Here is a 23,345-nt window from a genome sequence, read left to right as displayed (position 1 = left end):
ATGATGCGCCGATTCGAGGATCTGGTCGCCGAGGCCGAGGCGGCGCCCGTCGACGGATGGGACTTCTCCTGGCTGGACGGGCGGGCCAGCGAGCAGCGCCCGTCGTGGCGGTACGCGCACACGATGGGCCGGCGGATGGCACGCGCCACTGCCGCGCTGGACCTGGAGACCGGCGGTGGGGAGGTCCTCGGCGGCGTGCCCCGCCTGGCGACCCGGACAGCGGCCACCGAGTCCTGGCCACCGAACCTCGCACGGGCCGCCGCGCTGCTGCGACCCCGCGGCGTCCTGGTCGTCGCCGCGGACGGCCACACACCGCTGCCCTTCACCGACGAAGCCTTCGACCTGGTGGTCAGCCGCCACCCGGTGACCACCCGCTGGGACGAGATCAGCCGCGTCCTCACCCCGGGGGGTGTCTACTTCTCCCAGCAGGTCGGCCCGGCCAGTGTCTTCGAGCTCGTCGAGTTCTTCCTCGGCTCCCAACCCGCCGAGGTGCGCCGACGCCGCCACCCCGACCGGGCCCGCGCCGACGCCGAAGCCGCCGGGCTACAGGTCCTCGACCTGCGGATGGAGACCCTGCACACCGAGTTCCGCGACGTCGGCGCGGTCATCTACTTCCTACGGAAAGTGATCTGGATGGTCCCGGGATTCACCGTCGACCGCTGCCGTCCGCAGCTCGCGGCGCTGCACGACCGCATCCGCGCCCACGGGCCTTTCGAGGCGCACACCACACGGTTCCTCATCGAAGCCCGCAAACCGACCTGACCGCATCGCGGTCGCTGCGGGAGCCTGCGACGAGAACACCCATCGGCGTCTGTAAGGACCGGAGCGGTGCCGGACATCCTCTCGGCAGGGACCCGAGGGGAGACGTGGTGACGTGGCGGGGATCAATGATCCACAGGCGGAGTTCACCGCCCTGTTCGAAGCGCAGTACACACCGGTGCTGCGGTACGCGCTGCGCGAGGTACCCCGGCACACGGCGCACGACGTCGCCGCGGAGACCTTCCTGACAGCATGGCGGCGCCTGCCCGAGGTACCCGACCCGCCGCTGCCGTGGCTGCTTGGGGTGGCCCGCCGGGTGGTCGCCAACCAGCGCCGCGGGGAGACCAGACGTCACGCGCTGCGGCTCGCCGTGGAACAGCACCGCCCGCCCGCCGGCGGGAACCCGGCCGAGACGCTGGTCGAACGTGACACGGTGCGCGCCGCGCTGGGACGGCTGTCCACCGCGGACCGGGAACTGCTCACCCTCATCGGCTGGGATGGCCTGAGCGTCCGCGAGGCGGCGCAGGTGCTGGGGATACGCCCCGGCGCTGCGTCGGTCCGCCTGCACCGGGCCCGGCGGCGGCTGCAGGAACAGCTCCCCACGCCGACCACCCCCTCCTCCGAGCACACGCCTGCGTCCACGCGTCCGGCCGCGCCGGCACACCCACGCCCCGTCACCGAGGAGGCATCATGACCGACGCCAGCACCGACGACGTGTGGAAGGTCCGGCTCCTCCTGCACGGACACGACCCGGCCGACGGCCACGACGGGCTGGCCACGACCGACCGCGCGAAGGTCCTCACCCGCATCCTGGAGACATCCGTGGACGTGGACGCCGGGACAACGCGGCGCCGCCGACGCAGCAGCCGGCGGCGGACCGGCGGGCTGTGGCTGGCACCGGTCGGGGTACTCGCCGTGCTGGTGGCGCTCGTCGCCACCCAGTTCGGTCTGCCCCGTGGCACCGTCGGGTCACCGGCGCAGGCGGCCACGCCACCGTCGTTGGCCTACCAGGCCGAACCGGGCACCGCCCGGGAGGTTCTCCACACCCTCGCCGATCGCCTGCGCGCGACCCACAGCGGTGAAGACACCCAGGACGGCGAGGCGCCACCCACCACCGGCTATCACTATGTGCGTACCCAAAGCTGGGATCTGACGACCCGTATCGACGGGATCTCGGTCCGTTCCGCGGTGCTGCCCGTCACCCGCGAGGTGTGGCGTGCCGGCGACGGCTCCGGGCGGGTCAGGACCGCCCCAGGCGAGCCACAGTTCCCCTCCGAGCAGGCACGGCGGGCGTGGGAGGACGAAGGACATCCCCGCCCTTCTCCGGGCGACGAGACCATCGCACCCGGCGGGCTGAGCGCCATGTACCCGACGGACCTGCCCGCGGACACGGCTGGGCTCGCAGTAGCGCTGGCCGCCGGGCATCCGGTGGAGAACGGTCCCGCCGAGACCCTGGTCGCGGTCGCCGACCTCTACCTCGAACAGGCCCCGTCCGCCCCGGTTCGTGCCGCTGTCCTCGACATCGTCGCCGACATACCGCAGGTGTACCTGCTGGGTCGGGCCGTCGACCGGGCCGGCCGGCCCGCGCTCGCCGTCGCCGTCGACAGCGCCATGTCGGGGCTACCCACCCGCTACACCCTGCTGTTCGACCCGACCGACGGGCGCCTGCTCGGTGAGGAGAAGACTCTCACCAGCACCGCTGGCGCCCTCGACGTGCCCATCCCCGGTGTCATCTCCTACACCGCCTTCCTCGACGCCGCCCACACCCAGAACACCGAACCGCCACGCTGACCGCGTGCTGATCTGATGTCCCGCCACCTGGCTTTGTCGGGCGAAGGTGGCGGGGCCACCGGCACCGATGGACCCTACCGGCGCCGGGCACCCCAGCTGCGGCGGGCGGCGTAGACACCCGCACCGGCCGCCAGCACGGCACCACCACCGGCGACCGCGGCCACCGGCAGCGCGAACGCGAGCAGCAGGCAGCCGGCGAACCCGACGACGGGAACCAGCCGGGGCGGGCGGCCCTCCGCCGCGCTGAGCGTCCAGGCGCTGGCGTTCGCGATCGCGTAGTACACCAGCACCCCGAACGAGGAGAACCCGATCGCCCCGCGCAGATCCACCGTCGCGGCCAGGACCGCGACGATCACACCGACGGCCACCTCGGCGTGGTGCGGCACCGCGAACCGGGGATGGACCGCCGCGAGCAGGTGCGGCAGATGCCGGTCACGGGCCATCGCGAACGCCGTGCGCGACACCCCGAGGATCAGCGCGAGCAGCGATCCGAGCGCGGCGAGGGCCGCCCCGACCCGCACCACCGGTACCAGCCAGCCGGCCCCGGCGACCCGCACGGCGTCCGTCAGCGGCGCCGTGGCCCCGGCCAGCCCCTCCGGGCCCAGCACCATCACGACGGCGACCGCGACGACCGCGTACACCACCAGCGTGATCCCCAGTGCCACCCCGATCGCGCGGGGGATCGTGCGGGCCGGGTCACGGACCTCCTCCCCGAGGGTGGCGATCCGCGCGTACCCGGCGAAGGCGAAGAACAGCAGGCCCGCCGCCTGCAGCACCCCGCGCACAGTCATGTCCGCGCCGACCCGCAGCCGGTCCACCTCCGCCGCGTCGGCGGTCAGCGCGGCGACCGCCACCGCGGCGAGGACCGCCAGCACCACCGCCACGATCACCCTGGTCGCCAACGCCGAGCGGTGCACCCCGGCGTAGTTCAGCGCGGTGAGCGCCACCACCGCGGCGACCGCGACGGCATGGGCCCCACCCGGCCACACATACGCCCCGACGGTCAGCGCCATCGCCGCGCACGACGCGGTCTTGCCGACCACGAAAGCCCAGCCCGCCAGATACCCCCAGAAGTCACCCAGGCGCATCCGGCCGTAGACGTAGGTACCCCCCGACGCCGGGTAGCGGGCCGCCAGCCGCGCCGACGAGGTGGCGTTGCAGTACGCCACGACCGCCGCGGCCCCCAGGCCGATCAGCAGCCCGGAACCGGCAGCCCGGGCGGCCGGCGCGAGCGCGGCGAAGATCCCCGCGCCGATCATCGCCCCCAGGCCGACGAGTACCGCGTCGGCCACCCCCAGTCGTCGGCTCAGCTCGTCCGGCACCGGCTCAGCTGCTGCCTTCGACGCCATGCCCCGGACTCACCCTCCGCCGACTCCGCACCCGCCCCGCCCCGCGAAACGGAGCAGAAGGCCTGGTCCAACCCACGACGGACCGTACAAGGCCAGCAGCGACCATCCGCACGCATCACCCAGCCACACGGGAAACGTCAGCAGTTGTTCACATGGCCGTCCTCGGGGTCGGCCATGACATGCAGGTCGACATCGGCGGGTCCTGACCCGAGCACATCCTCGGGGCCGGCGTCGAGAGCACCGAGAAAGCCCACCGACAGATACGTCTCGACCCCGTCGACAGGCCGGGTGAAGCACAGCCGCGCCCCGAAGAACACCCGCTGCTGCGCGTGGATGGGATCGGCGCGGCGCAGTTTCCAGCCGGCCGCGGGTAGTGCGTCATGGTAGAAGTCCGCGACCTCCTCGGCCGAGATCCCGGTGTGGTACCAGCGGGACGCGTACGGGAAGTACGTGCTGTCGGAGCAGCCATGGCTGGCGCCGCCCGGGATGAGGGTCGCGCCGCTGGGACGGATCTCCAGCACCGTGAGCGCGTCCAGCTTCTTCGCGAAACGCCGATCAGCGCCGGTGCAGTCATCCAGCGGCAGGACATCGGGAACCACTCCACAGCCGGCGGCCAACACCACACCGACAAGAGCACCGAGAACCGGGACCACCCGCATCATCCGACCACGCCCCCTATTGTCGCCAGGGGAGACAATAGGGATATCCGTCCGCTCCGTTGCTTGCAGGGTCCGCCCGGGTACGCACGGTGCCGATGGCTCGGTCCACCCGAGCTGGTAATGTCACCCTGTCCGTCCGCTGCGGCCGCAGGAGGTGAGACCCATTACCGCTGTATCCGGCTGGGTGCTCTCCCTCTTCCGTCGCCCCGCGGGGCGGGCTGCCTGACACAGGCGGCCGTCGGGAGCGCCCAGAAAGAGGCATCCCGAAAGGCAACGAACCTATGCACCTGCACGTCACCTCCCAGACGACCGCGTCCGGAGTCCGGGAACGTCGCTTCACCGTCGACGGCATCACCGGCGCGCTGTGGTCTCCCGCCGGAACCGAGGCCGACACCGCCACTGCCCGGCCGCTGGTGCTGCTCGGCCACGGCGGCGGTCAGCACAGCCACGCCCCCGGGGTCCTCGCCCGCGCACAGCGCTATGTGACCCGCTGCGGGTTCGTCGCGGCGGCGATCGACGCACCCGGCCACGGTGACCGGCCGCGAACCACCGCGGACGAGCAGTTCTTCGCCGACCTGCAGCGGCGGATGGCGGCGGGTGAACCCGTCGGCGACCTGCTCGCCGAGGACAACGCCGCCCGTGCCCACCAGGCCGTCCCCGAATGGCAGGCCACCCTGGACGCACTCGAGACCCTCGAATGCGTCGCACCCGGCGTGCCCGTCGGGTACTGGGGGGTGTCGCTGGGCACCATGATCGGCATCCCGCTGGTCGCCGCCGAACCGCGGATCACCGCGGCCGTGTTCGGTCTCGTCGGCTCGGCGCATCTCACCGGTGATGCGGCCCGGATCATCGTCCCGGTGCAGTTCCTGCTGCAGTGGGACGACGAGCTCGTGCCCCGCGAGGCTGGCCTCGCCCTGTTCGACGCCTTCGCGGCCACGGAGAAGACCCTGCACGCCAACACCGGCCGGCACATGGACCTGCCCCGCTTCGAGGTGGCCAGCGCCGAGCTGTTCTTCACCCGCCACCTCACCGAGAACACCAAGAACACCGGCAACACCGAGCCGGTGATCCGGTAGCCATCGGACAGCCATCGGAGGCGGCCCGGCCGTTCACCCGGCCGTGGCCGCCTCCACCGCCACCCTCGTCCGAGGCGTTCCGCGTCAGGGGCGGGGGCGGCGGGTCACCCGCGGCCGGGTGAACGGGGCGACCTCGACCGGGGCAGGACCAGCCCACGCCTGCGCATCGACGCGACGACATCAAGCACCGACACCCCCAGGCTCTGCAGGACGGCGGCGAAACCCATGCCGTCACCGGAATACACCAGGGCGCTCAGCCAGTCCTCGGGGCGCGGCCGCGGGAAACCGGCCGCGAGGGCAAGGCCCGCGGCCCGCCCGCAGACCTTGTAGGCGTCGGGAGTCATCCCCGGCGCCGCACGGTCAGGGGGAGCCACAGCGCCGTCGGTTCGGGGCGTCACCAACGCGCCCCACTGACCGTCACCGGCGACCCGGTCGTAGGTGACGCCGTGTTCGGCGAGGACCTCAGTCGCCACGGACGGCTCGGACAGCAGGGCCAGCACCAGATGTGGCCCGGCGGCGGTACTCCAACCGCGGATACGGGCCTCGTGCAGGGCGCGTGTCTCGACGTTCACACCGACCTCCTCGCCCGATCCACCCCGACAGCTGATCTCCGGCAGATCCTGTCTCCAGCAGATCATGGATGCGGCGCCGGTGCGGCCGGTGGGCGGTGGCACGCTGGTCCGGTGGGTGAGCAGACGGGACGACACCGCCCGGCCGGGCCGGGGCTGGTGCCGCGGCTGCCCTCACCCGTGGTCGAGGTGGCCGACGAACGCCTCACCGCCCGCGGTGTGCGCCTGCTGCTGAAACGGGACGACCTGATCCACCCCGACGTCCCGGGGAACAAGTGGCGCAAGCTCACGCGCAATCTGACCGCGGCCACCGAGGCCGGCCATGACACCCTGCTGACGTTCGGCGGGGCCTACTCGAACCACATCGCCGCGACCGCGGCCGCCGGCTGGCATCTGGGATTCGCGACGATCGGGGTGATCCGCGGGGAGGAACACCACCCGCTCAACCCGGTGCTGGCCACCGCCGCGGCGCGGGGGATGCGCCTGACCTACCTGGACCGGAGCCGGTACCGCTCCCGCGACGACCCGGCGTTGCACGCCGAGCTGCGCGACCGGTTCGGCCGGTTCTACCTGCTCCCCGAAGGCGGCAGCAACACGCTGGCGGTGCGCGGCTGCGCGGAGCTCGCCGCCGAGCTGGTCACCCAGGTCCCCGACGTGGACGTGGTGTTCGTCCCGGCCGGCACCGGTGGGACCCTCGCCGGTCTCGCCGCCGGCCTCGCCCAACCCGCCGGCCGGCGGCCGCACGCGGTGGGGGTGGCGGTGCTGCGCGGCGGGTTCCTGCCCGGCCACGTCGCCGCCCTGCAGCAGGCCACCTTCGGTGCGGTGTCGGCGAACTGGACCGTCGTCGAGGACTTCCACTGCGGTGGCTACGCCCGCCGCAACTCCACCCTCGACCGGTTCATCACCGACTTCGCCGACCGCCACGGCGTGGTACTGGACTGGGTCTACGTCGCGAAGATGCTGCACGGCATCTTCACGATGGCCGGTGACGGGCGGATCGCCCCCGGGTCGACGGTCGCCGCCGTCATCACCGGCCGGTGCACCGACCCGCCCGGCCAGGACGCGCACTGACCCGCCTCGGCGTGATCAGGCGAAGATCTCACCGAGCCAGGTACGCAGCGCACCCTCGACCGCACCTGGATCGGCATCCGCGGCGAACAGGTGGGCGACGACGGCAACCGGGGCGCCGAACGCGTCCCGGCCGAACACCCGGAACATCGCATCGGCGGTGTGCAGGCCCAGGAAATGCGGCGCCACATAGTCGACGACCACCTCCAGCGGGGCCAGGCCGGCCACGGTGAGGGTCGCCCGGTCGCCGGGGCGCACATCGGTGAGACCCGCCGCGCGGCGCAGCACCGCGAACCCGCCCGCCAGCGACGCCGCGGGCGCGTCCACGTTCACCCACGCGGCCGGGCGACCGGTGTAGTCCCGCACGTACTGGGCCAGGGTGTGCAGGTAGAAGTCGGTGTGCGCGGCGGCGCCGTCGTACTGGTTGTCCCAGTCGTCGACGAACACGCCGCTGTGCACGTACCGCACCCACGTCGTGCCACCGTCGCGGGCCTCGACGATGTGCTCGAGCTGGTTGAACCAGCCGTCCGGCCCGTCGTGGCGCAGGACCAGATGGTGCGGCGGCTCCCAGGCACACACCGTCCCGCCGCCGGCCACGGCACCACCGACCCTGGGCTCCGGTGCGGGTGTGGGCCACAGCCAGCCCGCGTTCCCGCTGGTGACCGCGTCCCAGTAGTCCTGCGGGCTCGCCTCGACCTCCAGCTCGCGTTCGATCGCGAACTCGCGGCCGGCACCCGCCGCGGACGACCGCCCCGGATCGTCCACGGCGTCCACGGCGTCGGCGTCGGAGGACTCGGAGGACTCGGACATGACAGTTCTCCTCCAGGTGATCAGCCGGGGTCAGCGTACGACGTCGAAGACCTGCTTCTGGACACCGTTGCCGAAGGCCGCGAACTCGACGAGCTTCAGCATGGTCTTGTCCTTGTCCGCGGCGGAGAACAGGCGCCGGCCGGCACCGAGCAGCACCGGGAACACCAGCAGGTGGTAGCGGTCCACCAGACCGGCGTCGGCGAGGCTCGCGCCGAGAGTCGCACTGCCGTGCACGGCGATCGGCCCGCCGTCGGTCTCCTTGAGCGCGGCGACGTCGTCGACCGAACGCAGGATCGTCGCCGGCCACCGCTCGTCGTCGGTGGTGAGGGTGGTCGACACGACGTAGCGGGGCATCGCGTTGTAACCGGCGAAGTCGTCCATCGTCGGCCAGACCGGGGCGAACGCCTCGTAGCTGGTGCGGCCCAGCAGCAGGGCGGTGGTCTCCTCCTGCTCACGGCCCTTGATCTCGTAGGCGGCGGGGTCGAAGTCGATGTCCTTGAACGTCCAGCCGGTGTTGCGGTAGCCGGACTCACCGCCGGGCGCCTCCATGACGCCGTCGACGGAGACGAAAGCGGTCACGATCAGGGTGCGCATCAGAAGTTCTCCTTGTGGGGGCGTGTCTGCGACGCAGGTGCGCCGCAGGTGTCGGTGGTGTCGGTCAGGGGGTGGCGGAGTCGCCCGGCGGGTGCGCCGACGGGACGCCCGGGGGTTTCAGGCTGGGATGCAGGGCGATCACCAGCCGGTGCGGCCGCCCGCCCGGCGCCGCGGCGTCGTGGTAGCGGCTGACCAGCGCGGTGACGGTGTCGGACAGCTCCGCCGCGAACGCGGCCCGGTCCGTGGCCGAGCCGAACCGGATCTCGCTGTCCACCGCGAACGTCGCGAGCTGCTTGCGTGCCGCCGTGGCACCGGCGAGCATCTCGCCGACCTCCCGGATGAGCCGGGCCGCCAGCGCGATCAGCCACCGCGCCGACGTCTGGTCGCGGGCCCGGTCCGGGTCGGGAGCGACGTCGGCCAGGGCGCTGGGTGAGATGACATACGAGCGGGCCGTCGCCTGCAGGACCCGCTCGGTGCAGTTGCCCTTACGGCGCTCCTCGACCAGCTCGACCAGCCCGTGAGCCTCCAGCGCACGCAGATGGTAGTTGACCTTCTGCCGGGTCAGCCCCGTCTGCGCGGCCAGCGTCGTCGCCGACCCCGGTACCGCCAGCGCGGCCAGCAGCCGCGCCCGCACCGGATCCAGCGACGCCTCCGCCGCACCCGTCTCCTCGATCACCGCCACGTCCAGCATGCACCGAGCATCCTGCCGACAAAAAAATTTGTCAAGGAGGGGATAGCTGTCGGCGTGTGGCGTCTGCGTCAGGCTCATCGCTCACCGACGGCGGCTGTCGGGATGGCAGACCTGGAACGGCGCGGCGCTTCCCGCTGACTGCGTGATCCGTCCCGACCACAGCGGCGCGCAGTTGCCGGTGGTCAACGCCCGCAGCGTGGTCCCGTCATCGATGCCGTTACCGAAACACCAGTCGAAGTAGACGTAGGCCTCACGGGCTGACCCACCCGCCGTCAGACGAAGCACGATCGCGGTGTCCCCCCACATGTCCGTCACGCAGGTCCCCGGAGTATCCGGGCCACCACCCACCGGCGCCGCCCTGATCGCCGCCAGCAGCGCGGCGGCCTCGGCCCCGCCGAGCTCACGCGACGCCAGCAGGCCGGGGCTGCCCACCGGGCTACCCAGGTCGTAGTGACAGACCGCGACCGTGTCCACCACGTCGAGCCGGGCCACATCGAACGGCGCACCTGGACGGACGAACCCACCGGCCTGGATCGGTGAGCTGGCAGCACAGCCATGATCATCGACCGTGACCCGGCGCGCGGAGGCAATGATCCGCTCGGCGTCGTCGAGGTGCGCCCCATCCGTCAGGACGAACACCTTCGCCGAACCCACCGTGCGCACGAGCCGGGTCCAGCCGTCCGCACTCACCCGCCCGTCCGGCACCTCCTCGATCCCACCCGCGGCGGGCGTGGCGGCGAACCAGACATGCGGCGACCAGTACTCACGAGGCACACCGCCGCCATGCAGGTCCGGCCCCTCCCCACCGCCCGGGCAGCCAATCGTCATCACGGCCCGGTAGGGACCTCCACTGTCGACGTACGGCGTGACGGGAAAGGCCTCCCGCCGGCCCTCGACCGCGGCGCACCAGTCGCTACCCGGCGCCGGCGCGGGCTCCCACGAGACCGGGACCTCCACCACCATGTCCCGGAAGGACTCCGATCGCCACCCCGCCTCGGACGCCTCCGACACCTCGCCTGACCCATGGTCGCCCGTCCCATGGTCGCCTGGTGCCGAGGCTTCCGGCCCACGCCGGCCCGTCACGTCGCCGCCCGCTGACGCGCACGCCACGGCCAGACCACCGACCAGCAGCACCGCGGCGGGCACCCACACCATCGACACCATCGCGCACAGGCCACCCCGCCGGCCGCGCAGGCCGCCGCAGCAGGAAACAGCGGCCCGCCAGGTCATGGCAAACCGAGCAAACCGACGCGATACACCGACCAGACAGGTTCCCATGGCGATACAGACGCGCGGTCACACGTATCGGTTCACCAAACCTCGGACAACAGCTCGGCGCAGACGATCCTTCGGCTATGAATGTTCGACCGTCGAGGCGTCAGGCGGGTGACGCGTCGCCGCATAAAGACGACGAACCACATCCTCGATATCCGGCTCCTCCACCCGGAAATCCACCACCTCCACCAGCGCCGACACCGCCGCCAGCACCCGCGCCGCGGTCGTCACCTCCGCGTCGAACGCCAACCGCTGACGCAGACCCCGACCCTCACTGCCCAGATGCCGCGCCGCCACCACACCCACCACCTCCAGATCCGCCGCCGGCTCCGCGAGATCAACCACCAGCACCCGATCCGCCCCCGCCGCCCCCGCCAGACCCGCCAACGCACCATCGAACGCCAACCGGCCATGGTCGATCACCAGCACCCGCTCACACAGCCGCGCCACATCACCCATGTCATGCGTCGTCAACAGCAACGTCGTGCCATACGCCGCCCGCTCCTCGACGAGGAACTCCCGCAACCGCTGCTTCGACAGCACATCCAGCCCGATCGTCGGCTCATCCAGAATCACCAGCCGGGGGGAGTGCAGCAACGCCGCGGCGATCTCCGCCCGCATCCGCTGCCCCAACGACAGCTGACGCACCGGGACGGACCAGAACTCCGCCATCTCCAACCGCTCCACCAGCTCATCCGTCCGCGCCCGCCGCCGCGCCGCCGGCAGCGCATGAATCGCCGCCAGAATCCGCAACGACTCCCACACCGGAAGGTCCCACCACAGCTGCGACCGCTGCCCGAACACCACCCCGATCTGACGGGCCAGCCGCCGCCGATCCTTCACCGGACGCAACCCACACGTACGCACAGTGCCCGCCGTCGGCACCAGGATCCCCGCCAACATCTTGATCGTCGTCGACTTCCCGGCACCGTTCGCACCGATGTACCCGACCGCCTCACCCGCACCGATCCGCACCGTGAGGTCCTCGACCGCGCTCACCTGCCGGCGCCGCACCCCGTCACGAACAGTGAACCGCCTCGTCAACCCGACCGTCTCCACCACGGTCTCTCCGGTGGCGGCCGGCACCTCCGCCGAGCCCCGCGCCCGCGGCAGCAGACCCTCCGCGCTCAACCGCCACCTCCCTGATAATGCCGAACACCCAGCCGCCAGCACCCCAACGCCACCGACCACGCCCAGACCGCCGCCACCGGAGCACACCAGCCGAGCCACCCCGGCAACCACGCCGGCCCCGGCAATCCCAACAACACCAGCGCCGGGAGATACCCGGTGAACGCCATCGGGACGAAAAACCCGAACACCAGCCGCAACGGCCGGCCCCAGACCGACGCCGGCTGCGTCGCCGCATACCGACCCCCGTACACGAACGCGTTCGTCATCTCCCGACCATCCACCAGAAAGAACTGCAGCCCACCCGCCGCGACGAACAGCGCCGCGAACACCGCCACCCCACTGACCAGCGAACTCACCAGCAACACCACCGACGCCGGCCGCCAGTCGATGTCACACAGCACCAGCCCGACCACCAACGCGACCAGCCCCACCGACGCCCGCGCCAACCGCCGCAGACTCACCTCACTGGTGATCAGCTGCGCCAGCAGCGGCTGCGGCCGCAGGTAGAACACATCCAACGTGCCCGCCCGCAGATACGTCGGCAGCCGGTCACAATGCCCGAACACCAGATCCGCCAGCGAGAACGCCAGATCAGCCAGACCGAACACCAGCAGCATCTGCCGGAACTCCAACCCACCCAGCCGCGTCGCCGCATGGAACACCACCCACACCTCGGCCAGCTCCACCACCGCCGACAACAACGAACTCACCAGATCCAGGACGAAGTTCGTCCGATACGACAGCTGAGACCGGGCCCGCGACGCCAGCACCGCCCCATATGGGCGCAGCCGATCCCGCCACCGGGCAACCGGCTCCACCTCCACCAGCCCCGACACGGGCACAGCAGGCACAGCGGTCGAGGTCACGGCAGACACCGCGGCCAGCGGCTCGACAGCAGGCGGCTCAACCACCCTGAATCTCCAGACGCCGCCGCCCCGCCCGCGTCAGCACCTGACCGGCCCCACCGACAACCACCAGCCAGAAACCCTGCACCGCCAGCAGCACACACGCACCGGCCACATCCACCCGATCAGCCAGGATCGTCACCGGATACATCAGCATCGACGGACACGGCGTCACCTGCGCCACCAGCTCCAACCACCGCGGAAACAGGCTGATCGGCACGAACAACCCGGCAAGAAACCCCGACATCACCATGTACACCAGCTGCACCCCACGGGTCTCCACCAGCCAGAACCCCGCCGTCGCCACCAGATAGACCGTCGCCGCCGAGATCACCACCGCCATCAGCAGGCTCACCACACCCAACACCACCAGCACCACCGACCGCGGCCACGTCATCCCGACCACCAGCCCACCGATCGCAAGCTGCGGCACCCCCCGCGGAAGAAACGCGAACAACCCCTGCCCGACCTCCACCGTCACCGTCGCGGCCTGCACATCCAACGGCCGCAGAAAATCCACCGCGACCTGACCATCCTTGATCCGCTCCGCGAACTCACTGGCACCCCAGAAGTTCACCGAACCGAGCATCGCCTGCGACAGCCAGATATACGTACTCATCTGCGCGACGTCATACCCACCGACCTCACCACCCGCCGCCCGGACCGCACCGAGCAGCACCGCCACCTTCAACAACCCAAACGTCACATTCGTGACCAGCCCGCTCAACGCGGCCAGCCGATACGTCGACTGACGGCGGAACCCGGCCACCAGAAGCAGCCAGTAAACCCGCACCGTCACCCGCACAAAACCACCAACAATACAGCCCGACCGCACACTGGCGGACCACCGACGACCAGCTACGACGAATCAGCCGGCCGGACCCCAGAACCCAGAACCGCCAACCCCCGCCCCACCAGATGCCGCATCAGCACCGGATCCCCACCCCGATAACGAGCAAGAAACTCCTCCGCAGACACCACCACCCGCCCCGCCGACTCCAACCCACCGGACCACTCGGCGAACTCAGCCACCCGCGCCGCGAAAACCAGCATGTAGGTCAGATCATCGGCACCGAACAGATCCGACTCGATCACCTCGACCGGCTCCAACACCCCGACCCGAACCCGAACCTCCTCCCACACCTCACGCCGCGCCGTCTGCTCCGCACCCGTCTCACCCCGCTGCACATGACCACCGGGAAGATCCCACCCACGCGCCAGATCCGCCAACACCAAAGCACCATCCCCAGCAACCACCACCACACTGACACTCGTCACCGCCGCGAACGGCACCTGCGCCGACGCCCCCAGACACCGCAGCACCACCGGCCCCCGACGGCCCGCCCGCCGACCGGACGTCGGCCGCCGATCCCCACCGCCGGAACTCACTCCGGCGGAGCCAGCGTCGTCAGACAGAACGGATGACCAGCCGGATCGAACAACACCCGCCAACGACCAGCAGGATCCGGCTGCACCGCCGCCGGCACCGCACCCAACCGCACCGCCTCCGCAACCGCAGCCTCAAGATCCACCACAGCGAGATCGAGATGAATCTGCTTCGGCACCCCAGCGTGCGGCCACGTCGGCGCCACATACCCCGGCACCGGAAACGCCACAATCCACAAACCCTCCGCACGCACCCCCACCGCACCCGTCGAACCGGTGAACCCCACCTCCCCACCCAGCATCGCCGCCCAGAAACGCGCCAACGGCCCCTCCGAGCCCTCGGCACAGTCCAACGACACGAAAACCCGCCGCGATACCGCCACGGCGCCGCACACTACCCCGAACCGCCGGCAGCTCCAGCCAGAAACCCGAACTAGCCCACAGACTCAACCAACCGGCGCCGAGCATGCAGCACCGCATCGTGGACAACAACCTCCCCGCCATCCACCACCACCGACCGAGGACACGCCTGCGCCACCAACACCTCCCACTCCACCGGATCCAACAACCCCGCCAGCTCCGCCGCCGCACACAGATCCGCCGCCTCCGGACGGCCAATCCCCAACGCCAGATCGGCCGGATCATGCCCCACCATCAGCAACGAACCCCCCGGCGCCACCACACCACCCAGCCGCGCCACCAACCCAGCCCGCCGATCCGCCGGCACATGCACGAACTGCGCCGACACCAGATCAAACCGGGTCTCAAACCGCGGCACCCGTGCCGGCCGCCCACCCTCACCACCGGAACGCCCAACCGGAGCATCCAACCCCGACCAGGTCATCACATCCGCCCGCATCCACATCACCCGCGCCGCCACCGCCCGCCCCAGATCCACCGCCGCGGCCTTCCCCCGCCGCAACGCCGTCGCCGAGAAATCCACCGCCAGCACCTGCCAGCCACGCTCCGCCAGCCACAACGCGTCCGCGCCCTCACCGCAGCCGGCGTCCAACGCCCGCCCCGGCTCCAACCCACCCGCCCGCTCCACCAACTGGCCGTTGGGACGACCACTCCACACCGTCTCGCGCGACGCGTACCGCTGCTCCCAGCCCTGCTCATCCAACATGCCCCCAGCATCCCGGGCGCCCCGCAACCCCCACCAACCACCCCCACGACCTCCCCGGACCACAGGGAACAAGGCGGCACACCTGCCGCACACCCTCGGTCACCTGGTCCATCCGGTAGAACCGGAGCATGAGCCCGGCCGAGGACACCGCGACGACTCCCACGCCCACCCACGACGAGCCCACAGCCGCCGCGGCCACCGGCCAGCCCGCCCCCGACAACACACCCCCCGCCACCACAACCAACACCGCCGCCACCACACCGACCTGCGCGTTCCCCGGCTGCGACCGGCCGATCACCCCCACCGAACGACCCGGACGCCCCCCGGCCTACTGCGACGACCCCAACCACAACCGGCTCGCCGCCTACCGCCGACGCCGCGACCTCGCCCGCCGCGACACCACCACCAGCCCCGACCAGGGCGGCGAACGTCCCACCGCCCACCGCCCCCTGGCCAGCGGCCGGCTGCGCGCCGACGAACTCGCCGCCCAGATCCGCACCCTCACCACCGACCTCACCCGCAACCTCGACGCCTTCGCCCGCGAAATGGCCAGCCTCGGCGACGTCGCCCGCGCCGAAGCCCAGGTCGAAGCCGCCGAAGCCGAAGCCGCCGAACGGGTCGCCGAAGCCGTCGCCCGCGCCGTCCGCGCCGAACAGGCCGCCCGGGCCGAACACAGCGCCCGCGCCGAAGCCGAAGCCGTCGCCGCCGAAGCCGTCGCCGCCCTCGAAAACGCCGAAGCCCGCCTCACCGCCAGCGAAACCGCCGCCGCCACCGCCCACACCGAAGCCGCGGCCGCCCGCACACACGCCGCCACCGCCGTCGCCGAAGCACACGCCACCGCCGAGGCACGCATCCAGGAAACCCGCGACCACGCCGCCGCCGACATCGAACGCGCCCGCGCCGACGCGGCCGCCGAGATCACCCGCATCCACGCCGACGCCGAACGCACCCGCACCGAACTCACATCTGAACGCGACCGACTCGCCGCCGCCCTGCACACCGCAGCGCAGACCGCCGAACGCGACGCCGCGAACCTCGCCGAGCTCCGCGCCGACCGAGACCATCTACGGGCCGACCGCGACCGCATCCGCGACGACGCCCGCCGCGAACGCGACGAACTCGCCCGCCTGCACACCGCGGCCAAAACCGAGGCCGAACGTGCCCGCACCACCGCGGCCGAAGAACTCGAACGCGCCCGCGCCGCCGCCGCCGAGCAGCTCGAACACCTCCGCGCCGAAGCGGCGGCGCGCCTGCACGCCGAACAGCAGGCCGCCGCCGAACGCCTCGCAGCCCTCGCCGACGCCCGCGCGGAAGCCCGCACCCGCGCGGAACGCGCCGAACGCCAGGTCGACGACCTCACCGCCGAGCTCCGAGCCGCCCGCACCCACCTCGCACACCTCGCCCCACCGCCACGGGCGGGGGAGCCGGGTCCGGCCGAGAGAACCGAGCCGACGACGGAGACCGCCTAGCCGGGCTCAACCCAGCTCAGCCGGCCGCCGGTGCCCGAAGCGTCCGATCGAACAGTGCCAGCGACCGCTCCCAGTGACGCTGCGCCGCCGCCTCGTCGTACACGGCGAAATCCGGCATCGCGAAGCCGTGCAACGCCGGGAGCACCTCGGCCTCGTAGTCGACCTTCGCCTCATCCAACGCGGCCAGCAGCCGCGCATGGTCCGCCTCGGTGTGATGGCTGTCGTCGCGCGCCGCCGCGATGTACAACGCGCCCTGGATCTGCCCGGCCTGGTGATACGGACTCGACGGATCGTCCGTCGCCAGCCCGCCACCGTGGATCGACGCCGCCGCCGCGATCCGCTCGCCAAGCGCCGTCGCCGCGGTGAACGCCAGCCGGCCGCCAATGCAGTACCCGATGATCCCGGCCGGACCGGCCACCGCACCCGGCTCGCTCGCGAGCGCATCGAGCAGCGAACCGAGATCGGCCATCACCGCGGGCGGAGTCGCCCGGGTGAAACGATCACCCATCTTCGCCCGCAGCGACGGATCCGAGAAGTCCGTCGAGACCGAGCCGGTGGTCGCCTCATCCGTCCGGTAGAAGATGTTCGGCACCGCGACCAGATAACCCGAGCCAGACAGCCGCTGCGCCATGCCCAGCACCGTGTCCCGCACACCGAAGGCATCCGGCAGCATGATCACAACCGGTACCGGGGTTCCGCCGCCTGGCGCGAACAGATAGGTGTCGAGCACGCCGTCCGCTGTCACTACGTCACGCCGGGTAAACGCCATTGTCCGCACCTTCGCCTTCCAGTCATGTCACCTGGCACTCCGGGCCCGGTGGGCGAGCACCGGTAGGTGACCTCGACGTGGCCCACCCACATCACATGACGTCTACCAGGCAGGACACGGCGATGTGGCAGGCGGGTTCCGCTTTGCGTGCTGACGCCGATCCGGTACGCAGACAAAACGATCAAGTCACTCCGCGCCGTTAGGCGCGATGTTTGTAGTGAGGTGATCGAAACGGGAGGTTCGATGGGTTCTAGGGGCAATCAAGATCAAAAATGGTAGAGCCAGGTCGTCAACACTGTTGATTATCTTGAGGGGAGAAGGAGTGGGATGCCGGTGGCCGGCCCGACCTGCGGAGGTGGGCGGACACCGGCAGACGGTCTCACTCCGGCGGTGAGCCCACCGCGGCCGGTGGCCGGGTACAGGTCACGTCGCCCCTCGGCAACGTCCCGTTCTGCAGATAGCCGTTGACCGCGCCGTCCACGCACCCGCTGCGCCCCGGGTACACCCCATGTACCCGGGCGTCCCGAAGCGTCACCAGGCGGGAGGCGCTCAACACCCGGTGCAGGGCCCGGGCACCCGCGTAGGGCGTGCGGTTGTCCTTCTCGGCGGCGACGACGAGCGCCGGAACCGCGTTCGCGACCCGCGTCGGTGGCTCCACCGGCCGCACCGGCCAGAAGGCACACGGCGTGATGTTCCAGATCGCACCGGCCACATGCCGCTGTGCGCCGGTGTGCCGGCGGACGTCGGCCAGATAGTCATCGGCGATCCGGGGTGCCGGCACGTCACCGCACAGCACCGCCAGCTGCGCGCTCTGGAACGCACTGACCACCGAGCCGCCAGCGCCGGCGTCGGCGTCGGTTCCCGCGTGTGCGTGGGCACCGGGCAGGGCCGGACCATCCGTCGCGAGCCCCTGGAGGAACTCGGTGAGGTAGGGGTTCGTCGCCGGGGCACGGCCGTCCGCGGCGTCCACGAAGGCACGCACGCCCATCGCGAGAACCGCCGCGGCGTCCTCACTGTCATCGATCAGCGAAGCGATGAGCAGCCGAGGGATGTCCGACGCGTCGTAGCGCACACCGTCCACGGTCAACGGCCGGCGTGCGGCGGCCTGGTAGATCCGGTCCACGGCATGCAGCACCTGCGCGGCGGTGCGCCCCAGCGCGAACTGCGCGTCCTGCCCGGCGGCCCAGGCCGCCCACTCCCCCAGCGCCGCCTCGAGCAGATCCCCGCTGCCGCGCAGCACCCGCGGGCTGTACGTCGCCGGATCCACCACACTGTCCAGGACGAACCGGTCCACCCGGTCCGGGAACATCTGCATGTACACGGCCCCGAGGTAGGTGCCGTAGGAGTAGCCCAGGTAGGACGTCGTGGCCGCCCCGAGCGCCGCGCGGACGACGTCCATGTCCCGCGCGGTGTTGCGGGTCGAGGCGAACGGCAGCACATCAGCGTGCGCCGAGCAGCCCGCGGCCGTCGCGGCCTGCTCGGCGGCCACCCGCTCGAAACTGTCCTGGTCGGGCCCGGCGGCACGCAGCCAGTCGGCGCCCAGGGCCGGCCCGCAGTCCAGCGCCGAGCTGCGACCGACGAAGCGGGGATCCATCGCGACCAGGTCGAAGCGGTCCGCCGCCGGGCCGAGCATCGCGCGGATGTCGGCGACGGCGTCCACCGCGCCGCCGCCGGGCCCGCCCAGGTTGACCATGAGCGGACCGCGCCGGTGCGCCTGGTCCACCGCGCGGATCCGGGCCAGCCCCACGGTGATCGTCTGCCCGGTCGGGCGTGCGTAGTCCAGCGGAACGCTGACGTCGGCGCACTGCGCACCGACGTTGTCCAGGTAGCCGCCGACCGCGTCGTTCGGGCCGATCTGGCACTCATGCCAGCGCACCGGCTGGCTTTCGAAGGGTGCGAGCAGGGGATTCCCACTTGCCACGGGAAGGGCCGCGGCCGACGCACCGGCGCGTGGCACGACGAGTGACGCTGCGCCGACGAGCATCGCCGCGCCCAGCGCGGTACCGCGCGCGGGTAGCCGCCCGCGGCCGCGCCGCGCGCCGCCACGATGCCTGCCGAGGGGTTGTCTGCCAGGTTGTCGTCTGGTGGCCGACCGGATGTCGGAAGTGTGGAGTCTCATCGCCAGTCAGGATCACGGTGGACGGTTCCGCCGCCGTGATCCCGGGAAACCAGGCGTTTCTACGATCAGCCCGACATGGGTCGGGACCTCAAGATCATTTCTGCCCACCCGGGGGCGTCAACACTGTTGACTATCTTGTTCTGATCCCCTGTTCCACAGGTCAGCGGCGCAGGAGGTGGTCGGCGCAGGCCGCCGCGACAGGCAGCAGCCGGGCCGCGAGCGGCTCGACGTCGGCGGCCGTGATCCGGCTGGCCGGGCCCGACACGGAAAGCGCGGCGGGCGCCCGGCCGGACAGGTCCGTCAGCGGGAAGGCCACACAGCGCACACCGGCCTCCTCCTCGCCGTCGTCTGTCGCGTAGCCCCGTTGTCGGATGGCAGCGAGCTCGGCGCGCAGTGCCGACGGTTCGGTGATCGTGGTCGCGGTGCGCCGCGGCAGGCCGCTGCGCTCGAGCAGCGCCCGCAGTGCCGGCTCCGGCAGGAACGCCAGCATCGCCTTGCCCACCCCGGTGCTGTGCGCCGGCGCCCGGTTGCCGATCTCGGTGAACATGCGCAGCCGGCGCGGCGAGGCGGCCTGCGCCACATAGACCACCTGGTCGGCTTCCAGGACCGCGAGGTTGGCCGTCTCCCCCGACACCGCCACGGCCTCGCCGAGGAACGGCTCGGCGCCGGCGGCGAGCAGCCGTTGCGCCGCGTTGCCCAACCCGATCAGCCGGGCACCGGGCGCGTAGCGGCGATCGGCGTCCTGCCGCACCCAGCCGCGTTCGTGCAGCGCCCGCAGCAGCCGGTGGACGGTCGGCTGCGGCAGGCCGGTGGCACGGGCGAGGTCGGTGAGCCCGGCGCCGTCGCCGGCCGCGGCCAGCAGCTCGACCAGCGCCAGCGCACGGTCGACGGACTGCACCGAGCCCGCCGGCCGTTCCGGCGCGGGCGGCGGGCTCGGTGCGCCGTCCGCTGGTGGGCCCACCGGCGGATCGGCCGCCGGCGAGGTCATGGCATGCGCTGGTAGGCGGGCACGGTCAGGAAGTCGGCGAAGTCGTCGGCGAGGGCGACCTCGACGAACAGGTCCCGCGCCCGGGCGAAGCCGTCGGCGTCGTAGCTCTCCCCCAGTGCCGCCCGCAGCACCTCGAGCTCCTCGGCGACGACCCGTTCGACCAGCTCACGGGTCACCGGGACGTCGGCGACACCGCTGTCCCCCACCAGCACGACACCGTTGTGCAGCCACTGCCAGATCTGCGAGCGGGAGATCTCCGCGGTGGCCGCGTCCTCCATCAGGTTGAAGATCGCGACCGCTCCGGAGCCGGCGAGCCAGGCGCGCAGGTACTGCAGGGCGACGCTGACGTTGTTGCGCAGCCCGGCGAGCGTCGGGGAACCCGGGGTCGTGGTCAGGTCGATCAGGGCGGCGGCGTCGACGGTGACGTCCTCGCGGGTGCGGCTGATCTGGTTGGGCCGGTCACCGAGCACACCGTCGAACACCTCCCGGCACACCGGCACCAGGTCGGGGTGGGCGACCCAGGAGCCGTCGAAGCCGATGCCGGCCTCGCGGGTCTTGTCCTCGCGGACCTTGGCCAGCGCGGTGGCGTTGACAGCCGGGTCGCGCCGGCTGGGGATGAACGCGGCCATCCCGCCGATGGCGTGCGCGCCGCGGCGGTGGCAGGTGCGCACGAGCAGCTCGGCGTAGGCGGTCATGAACGGCGCGGCCATCGTGACGGCGTTGCGGTCGGGCAGCGTGAACGCCTCCCCCCGGTCACGGAACTTCTTGATGATGCTGAACAGGTAGTCCCAGCGGCCGGCGTTCAGCCCGGCACAGTGCTCCCGCAGCTCGTAGAGGATCTCCTCCATCTCGAACGCGGCGAGGATCGTCTCGATCAGCACCGTGCCGCGGATCGCGCCGCGGGGGAAGCCGAGCGCATCCTCGGTGTGGGTGAAGATGTCGTTCCACAGCCGTGCCTCGAGGTGGCTTTCGGTCTTCGGCAGGTAGTAGTAGGGCCCGGAGCCGGCGTCGAGCTGACGGCGGCCGCAGTGCACCGCGTAGAGGGCGAAGTCGACGATCGCACCGGCGACCGGTTCGCCGTCCACCAGCAGGTGTTTCTCGTCGAGGTGCCAGCCGCGGGGCCGCACGACGATCGTGGTGGTGGTCGTGCTCGCCCCGGTGGCCCCGGTCGGGCTGGTGGTGGCGGTGGCGGCGAGGGTGTAGGCCCTGCCCTGGGGGCTGGTGAAGCTGATGGTGCCGGCGAGGGCGTCCCGCAGGTTGAGCTGCCCGCTGATCATGTTCTCCCACAGCGGGGTGTTGGCGTCCTCGAAGTCGGCCAGCCAGACCTTCGCGCCGGAGTTCAGCGCGTTGATCGTCATCTTGCGGTCCGTCGGCCCGGTGATCTCGACCCGGCGGTCGACCAGGCCTGGCGCCGGTGGCGCGACCTGCCACTGCCCCAGGCGGATGCCGCTGGTCTCGGGCAGGAAGTCCGGGTCCGCGCCGGTGGAAAGCTCCCGTTGCCGCGCCGCTCGGCGGGCGAGCAGGTCGCCGCGGGTCGCGCCGAACCGGCGGTGCAGGTCGGCGACGAGGGTGAGCGCCTCCGGAGTGAGGATCTGCTCCGCGCCCGGCACCTGCGGCCGGACGATCTCGACTCCGGGCGGGGTGTTCGGACCGGCCATCGCGGTTCTCCTTCACGGATCGGGGACGTCCACGCGGATCGGGTGACGAGCCTGGAGTTCCACCAGCTGGAACATCCACTTCGTATGACGGAATCCTATCCGCGGCCGCGGGTGGGCGACGGACTGGCGCCACCCGGTGCCCGCACCTGGCACCGGTCCGGCCAGCTGACCGCACAGCCTGACAAAGGCCCCGGACGGCCTGACAAAGGCCCAGGTCAGCGCGGTGGCGGTGGGCGCGGTGGGCCGGTTGACTTGGCTGCGACGGGCCGCCGCGCGCGGCCCGCGCCCGCCACCGTCGCCGCCGCCGAAGGAGACGTTCCCGTGCCCGAGTCCCCAACCCGCGTCGCGATCGTCACCGGAGCCGCCCGTGGCATCGGCGCCGCCATCGCGCAGCGCCTGGCCGGCGACGGCCTGGCGGTGGCCGTGCTCGACCTGGAGGAGTCCGCGACGAAGAGCACCGTCGAGGCGATCGTCGCCGCGGGCGGAAGGGCGATCGGCCTCGGCGCCGACGTAGCCGACGCGGTCGCGGTCGACGCGGCGGTCGCCCGGGTCACGGCCGAGCTGGGCGCGCCGACCGTGCTGGTCAACAACGCCGGCATCACCCGCGACAACATGCTGTTCAAGATGACCGAGGTCGACTGGGACTCGGTCATGGGCGTGCACCTGCGCGGCTCGTTCCTCATGTCACGCGCCGCCCAGAAGTACATGGTGGACGCGAGGTGGGGCCGGATCGTGAACCTGTCCAGCATCTCGGCGCTGGGCAACCGTGGGCAGGCGAACTACGCGGCCGCCAAGGCCGGCCTGCAGGGCTTCACCAAGACGCTGGCGATCGAGCTGGGCAAGTTCGGCATCACCGTGAACTGTGTCGCGCCCGGTTTCATCGTCAGTGACATGACCCGCGCGACCGCCCAGCGCATGGGGGTGGGCTGGGAGGAGTACGTGGCCGCGGCGACGGCGGCGATCCCGGTCGGGCGCCCCGGCCAGGTCGACGACATCGCCAACGCGGTGTCGTTCTTCGTCGGTGCGGCCGCGAGCTTCGTCTCCGGGCAGATCCTCTACGTCGCCGGCGGCCCGAAGGCCTGACCGCGGACCCGCCGCGGCGCCAGGCCCGGCAGGCGTTTGGTGCCGGCCGCGCGTTCCCCCTTCTCCCCCG

The 23,345-nt window shown here is 71.7% G+C and carries 24 protein-coding genes; 7 read left to right on the top strand and 17 right to left on the bottom strand.

The genetic code is table 11. From position 1 onward, the window contains the following. The 3 genes from ACG83_RS32520 to ACG83_RS32510 all read left to right on the top strand — a co-directional run bounded on the left by ACG83_RS32520 (nucleotide 1) and on the right by ACG83_RS32510 (nucleotide 2,550). Complete coding sequence (locus ACG83_RS32520) at nucleotides 1–762, top strand: class I SAM-dependent methyltransferase (protein ID WP_054570094.1); 762 nt, start codon at nucleotides 1–3, stop codon at nucleotides 760–762. 112 nt (nucleotides 763–874) lie between these two features. After that, nucleotides 875–1,453 carry an RNA polymerase sigma factor gene (locus tag ACG83_RS32515; RefSeq protein ID WP_054570093.1) on the top strand — a complete coding sequence of 193 codons (579 nt, stop codon included), beginning with the start codon at nucleotides 875–877 and terminating at the stop codon, nucleotides 1,451–1,453. Then, nucleotides 1,450–2,550 (top strand): CU044_5270 family protein, encoded by a 1,101-nt coding sequence (locus ACG83_RS32510; RefSeq protein ID WP_054570092.1) that lies wholly within the window; start codon nucleotides 1,450–1,452, stop codon nucleotides 2,548–2,550. The genes ACG83_RS32515 and ACG83_RS32510 overlap by 4 nt, the downstream gene beginning before the upstream one ends. Before the next feature lie 74 nt (nucleotides 2,551–2,624). Here ACG83_RS32510 and ACG83_RS32505 read toward each other — a convergent pair whose 3' ends face one another. Then, on the bottom strand, nucleotides 2,625–3,899 hold the full coding sequence (locus tag ACG83_RS32505) for an APC family permease (protein WP_152991590.1): 1,275 nt from the start codon (nucleotides 3,897–3,899) through the stop codon (nucleotides 2,625–2,627). A gap of 137 nt (nucleotides 3,900–4,036) precedes the next feature. Beyond that, entirely contained in the window at nucleotides 4,037–4,558 is a 522-nt protein-coding gene (locus ACG83_RS32500) for a hypothetical protein (RefSeq protein WP_235498330.1), read from the bottom strand. Between the two features lie 287 nt (nucleotides 4,559–4,845). Here ACG83_RS32500 and ACG83_RS32495 point away from each other — a divergent pair, with 287 nt between their 5' ends. Beyond that, nucleotides 4,846–5,634 (top strand): alpha/beta hydrolase, encoded by a 789-nt coding sequence (locus ACG83_RS32495; protein ID WP_152991602.1) that lies wholly within the window; start codon nucleotides 4,846–4,848, stop codon nucleotides 5,632–5,634. Nucleotides 5,635–5,738: 104 nt separating this feature from the next. Here ACG83_RS32495 and ACG83_RS32490 read toward each other — a convergent pair whose 3' ends face one another. Further along, entirely contained in the window at nucleotides 5,739–6,206 is a 468-nt protein-coding gene (locus tag ACG83_RS32490) for a Clp protease N-terminal domain-containing protein (RefSeq protein ID WP_161934823.1), read from the bottom strand. 111 nt (nucleotides 6,207–6,317) lie between these two features. Between ACG83_RS32490 and ACG83_RS32485 the strand changes: the two genes are divergently transcribed. After that, complete coding sequence (locus tag ACG83_RS32485) at nucleotides 6,318–7,274, top strand: 1-aminocyclopropane-1-carboxylate deaminase/D-cysteine desulfhydrase (protein ID WP_054570089.1); 957 nt, start codon at nucleotides 6,318–6,320, stop codon at nucleotides 7,272–7,274. A gap of 15 nt (nucleotides 7,275–7,289) precedes the next feature. Here ACG83_RS32485 and ACG83_RS32480 read toward each other — a convergent pair whose 3' ends face one another. The 10 genes from ACG83_RS32480 to ACG83_RS32435 form a co-directional block, all read right to left on the bottom strand. Continuing rightward, nucleotides 7,290–8,081, bottom strand: coding sequence for an ATPase (locus ACG83_RS32480; RefSeq protein WP_083473778.1), 792 nt, complete (start codon nucleotides 8,079–8,081; stop codon nucleotides 7,290–7,292). A gap of 30 nt (nucleotides 8,082–8,111) precedes the next feature. Further along, entirely contained in the window at nucleotides 8,112–8,675 is a 564-nt protein-coding gene (locus ACG83_RS32475) for a dihydrofolate reductase family protein (RefSeq protein ID WP_054570088.1), read from the bottom strand. A gap of 64 nt (nucleotides 8,676–8,739) precedes the next feature. Continuing rightward, entirely contained in the window at nucleotides 8,740–9,366 is a 627-nt protein-coding gene (locus tag ACG83_RS32470) for a helix-turn-helix domain-containing protein (protein WP_054570087.1), read from the bottom strand. Between the two features lie 81 nt (nucleotides 9,367–9,447). Further along, the gene (locus ACG83_RS32465) at nucleotides 9,448–10,596 is read right to left on the bottom strand and encodes a hypothetical protein (protein WP_235498329.1); all 1,149 of its coding nucleotides are present in this window, start codon (nucleotides 10,594–10,596) and stop codon (nucleotides 9,448–9,450) included. Nucleotides 10,597–10,719: 123 nt separating this feature from the next. Next, nucleotides 10,720–11,727, bottom strand: coding sequence for an ATP-binding cassette domain-containing protein (locus ACG83_RS32460; RefSeq protein WP_083473817.1), 1,008 nt, complete (start codon nucleotides 11,725–11,727; stop codon nucleotides 10,720–10,722). 41 nt (nucleotides 11,728–11,768) lie between these two features. Further along, nucleotides 11,769–12,590 (bottom strand): ABC transporter permease, encoded by an 822-nt coding sequence (locus tag ACG83_RS32455; RefSeq protein ID WP_054570329.1) that lies wholly within the window; start codon nucleotides 12,588–12,590, stop codon nucleotides 11,769–11,771. 85 nt (nucleotides 12,591–12,675) lie between these two features. Beyond that, entirely contained in the window at nucleotides 12,676–13,482 is an 807-nt protein-coding gene (locus ACG83_RS32450) for an ABC-2 family transporter protein (RefSeq protein WP_054570086.1), read from the bottom strand. Between the two features lie 53 nt (nucleotides 13,483–13,535). After that, nucleotides 13,536–13,937, bottom strand: coding sequence for an NUDIX hydrolase (locus ACG83_RS32445; RefSeq protein ID WP_369812938.1), 402 nt, complete (start codon nucleotides 13,935–13,937; stop codon nucleotides 13,536–13,538). Nucleotides 13,938–14,062: 125 nt separating this feature from the next. Next, on the bottom strand, nucleotides 14,063–14,422 hold the full coding sequence (locus tag ACG83_RS32440; protein WP_255354796.1) for a VOC family protein: 360 nt from the start codon (nucleotides 14,420–14,422) through the stop codon (nucleotides 14,063–14,065). Nucleotides 14,423–14,496: 74 nt separating this feature from the next. Continuing rightward, complete coding sequence (locus ACG83_RS32435) at nucleotides 14,497–15,189, bottom strand: bifunctional 2-polyprenyl-6-hydroxyphenol methylase/3-demethylubiquinol 3-O-methyltransferase UbiG (protein ID WP_063793292.1); 693 nt, start codon at nucleotides 15,187–15,189, stop codon at nucleotides 14,497–14,499. A gap of 128 nt (nucleotides 15,190–15,317) precedes the next feature. On the opposite strand from ACG83_RS32435, the gene ACG83_RS47675 reads away from it, so the two are divergent. Further along, nucleotides 15,318–16,658, top strand: coding sequence for a hypothetical protein (locus tag ACG83_RS47675; RefSeq protein ID WP_054570083.1), 1,341 nt, complete (start codon nucleotides 15,318–15,320; stop codon nucleotides 16,656–16,658). A gap of 16 nt (nucleotides 16,659–16,674) precedes the next feature. On the opposite strand, the gene ACG83_RS32425 is transcribed toward ACG83_RS47675, so the two are convergent. The 4 genes from ACG83_RS32425 to aceB form a co-directional block, all read right to left on the bottom strand. Further along, nucleotides 16,675–17,427, bottom strand: a complete 753-nt coding sequence (locus ACG83_RS32425; protein WP_054570082.1) for a dienelactone hydrolase family protein — start codon at nucleotides 17,425–17,427, stop codon at nucleotides 16,675–16,677. 379 nt (nucleotides 17,428–17,806) lie between these two features. Beyond that, nucleotides 17,807–19,411 (bottom strand): alpha/beta hydrolase, encoded by a 1,605-nt coding sequence (locus tag ACG83_RS32420; protein WP_054570081.1) that lies wholly within the window; start codon nucleotides 19,409–19,411, stop codon nucleotides 17,807–17,809. 295 nt (nucleotides 19,412–19,706) lie between these two features. Then, nucleotides 19,707–20,534 carry an IclR family transcriptional regulator gene (locus ACG83_RS32415; RefSeq protein ID WP_200931421.1) on the bottom strand — a complete coding sequence of 276 codons (828 nt, stop codon included), beginning with the start codon at nucleotides 20,532–20,534 and terminating at the stop codon, nucleotides 19,707–19,709. After that, complete coding sequence (aceB, locus tag ACG83_RS32410; RefSeq protein ID WP_054570080.1) at nucleotides 20,531–22,192, bottom strand: malate synthase A; 1,662 nt, start codon at nucleotides 22,190–22,192, stop codon at nucleotides 20,531–20,533. Before aceB ends, ACG83_RS32415 begins: the two co-directional genes overlap by 4 nt. Before the next feature lie 321 nt (nucleotides 22,193–22,513). Here aceB and fabG point away from each other — a divergent pair, with 321 nt between their 5' ends. Then, nucleotides 22,514–23,275, top strand: a complete 762-nt coding sequence (gene fabG, locus ACG83_RS32405) for a 3-oxoacyl-ACP reductase FabG (protein WP_054570079.1) — start codon at nucleotides 22,514–22,516, stop codon at nucleotides 23,273–23,275. Nucleotides 23,276–23,345 lie beyond the last annotated feature (70 nt).

The organism is Frankia sp. R43 (assembly GCF_001306465.1).
GTDB lineage: Bacteria > Actinomycetota > Actinomycetes > Frankiales > Frankiaceae > Parafrankia > Parafrankia irregularis.
Note: the sequence above shows the minus strand (reverse complement) of the source record. Positions and strands in the feature narration are given on the sequence as shown.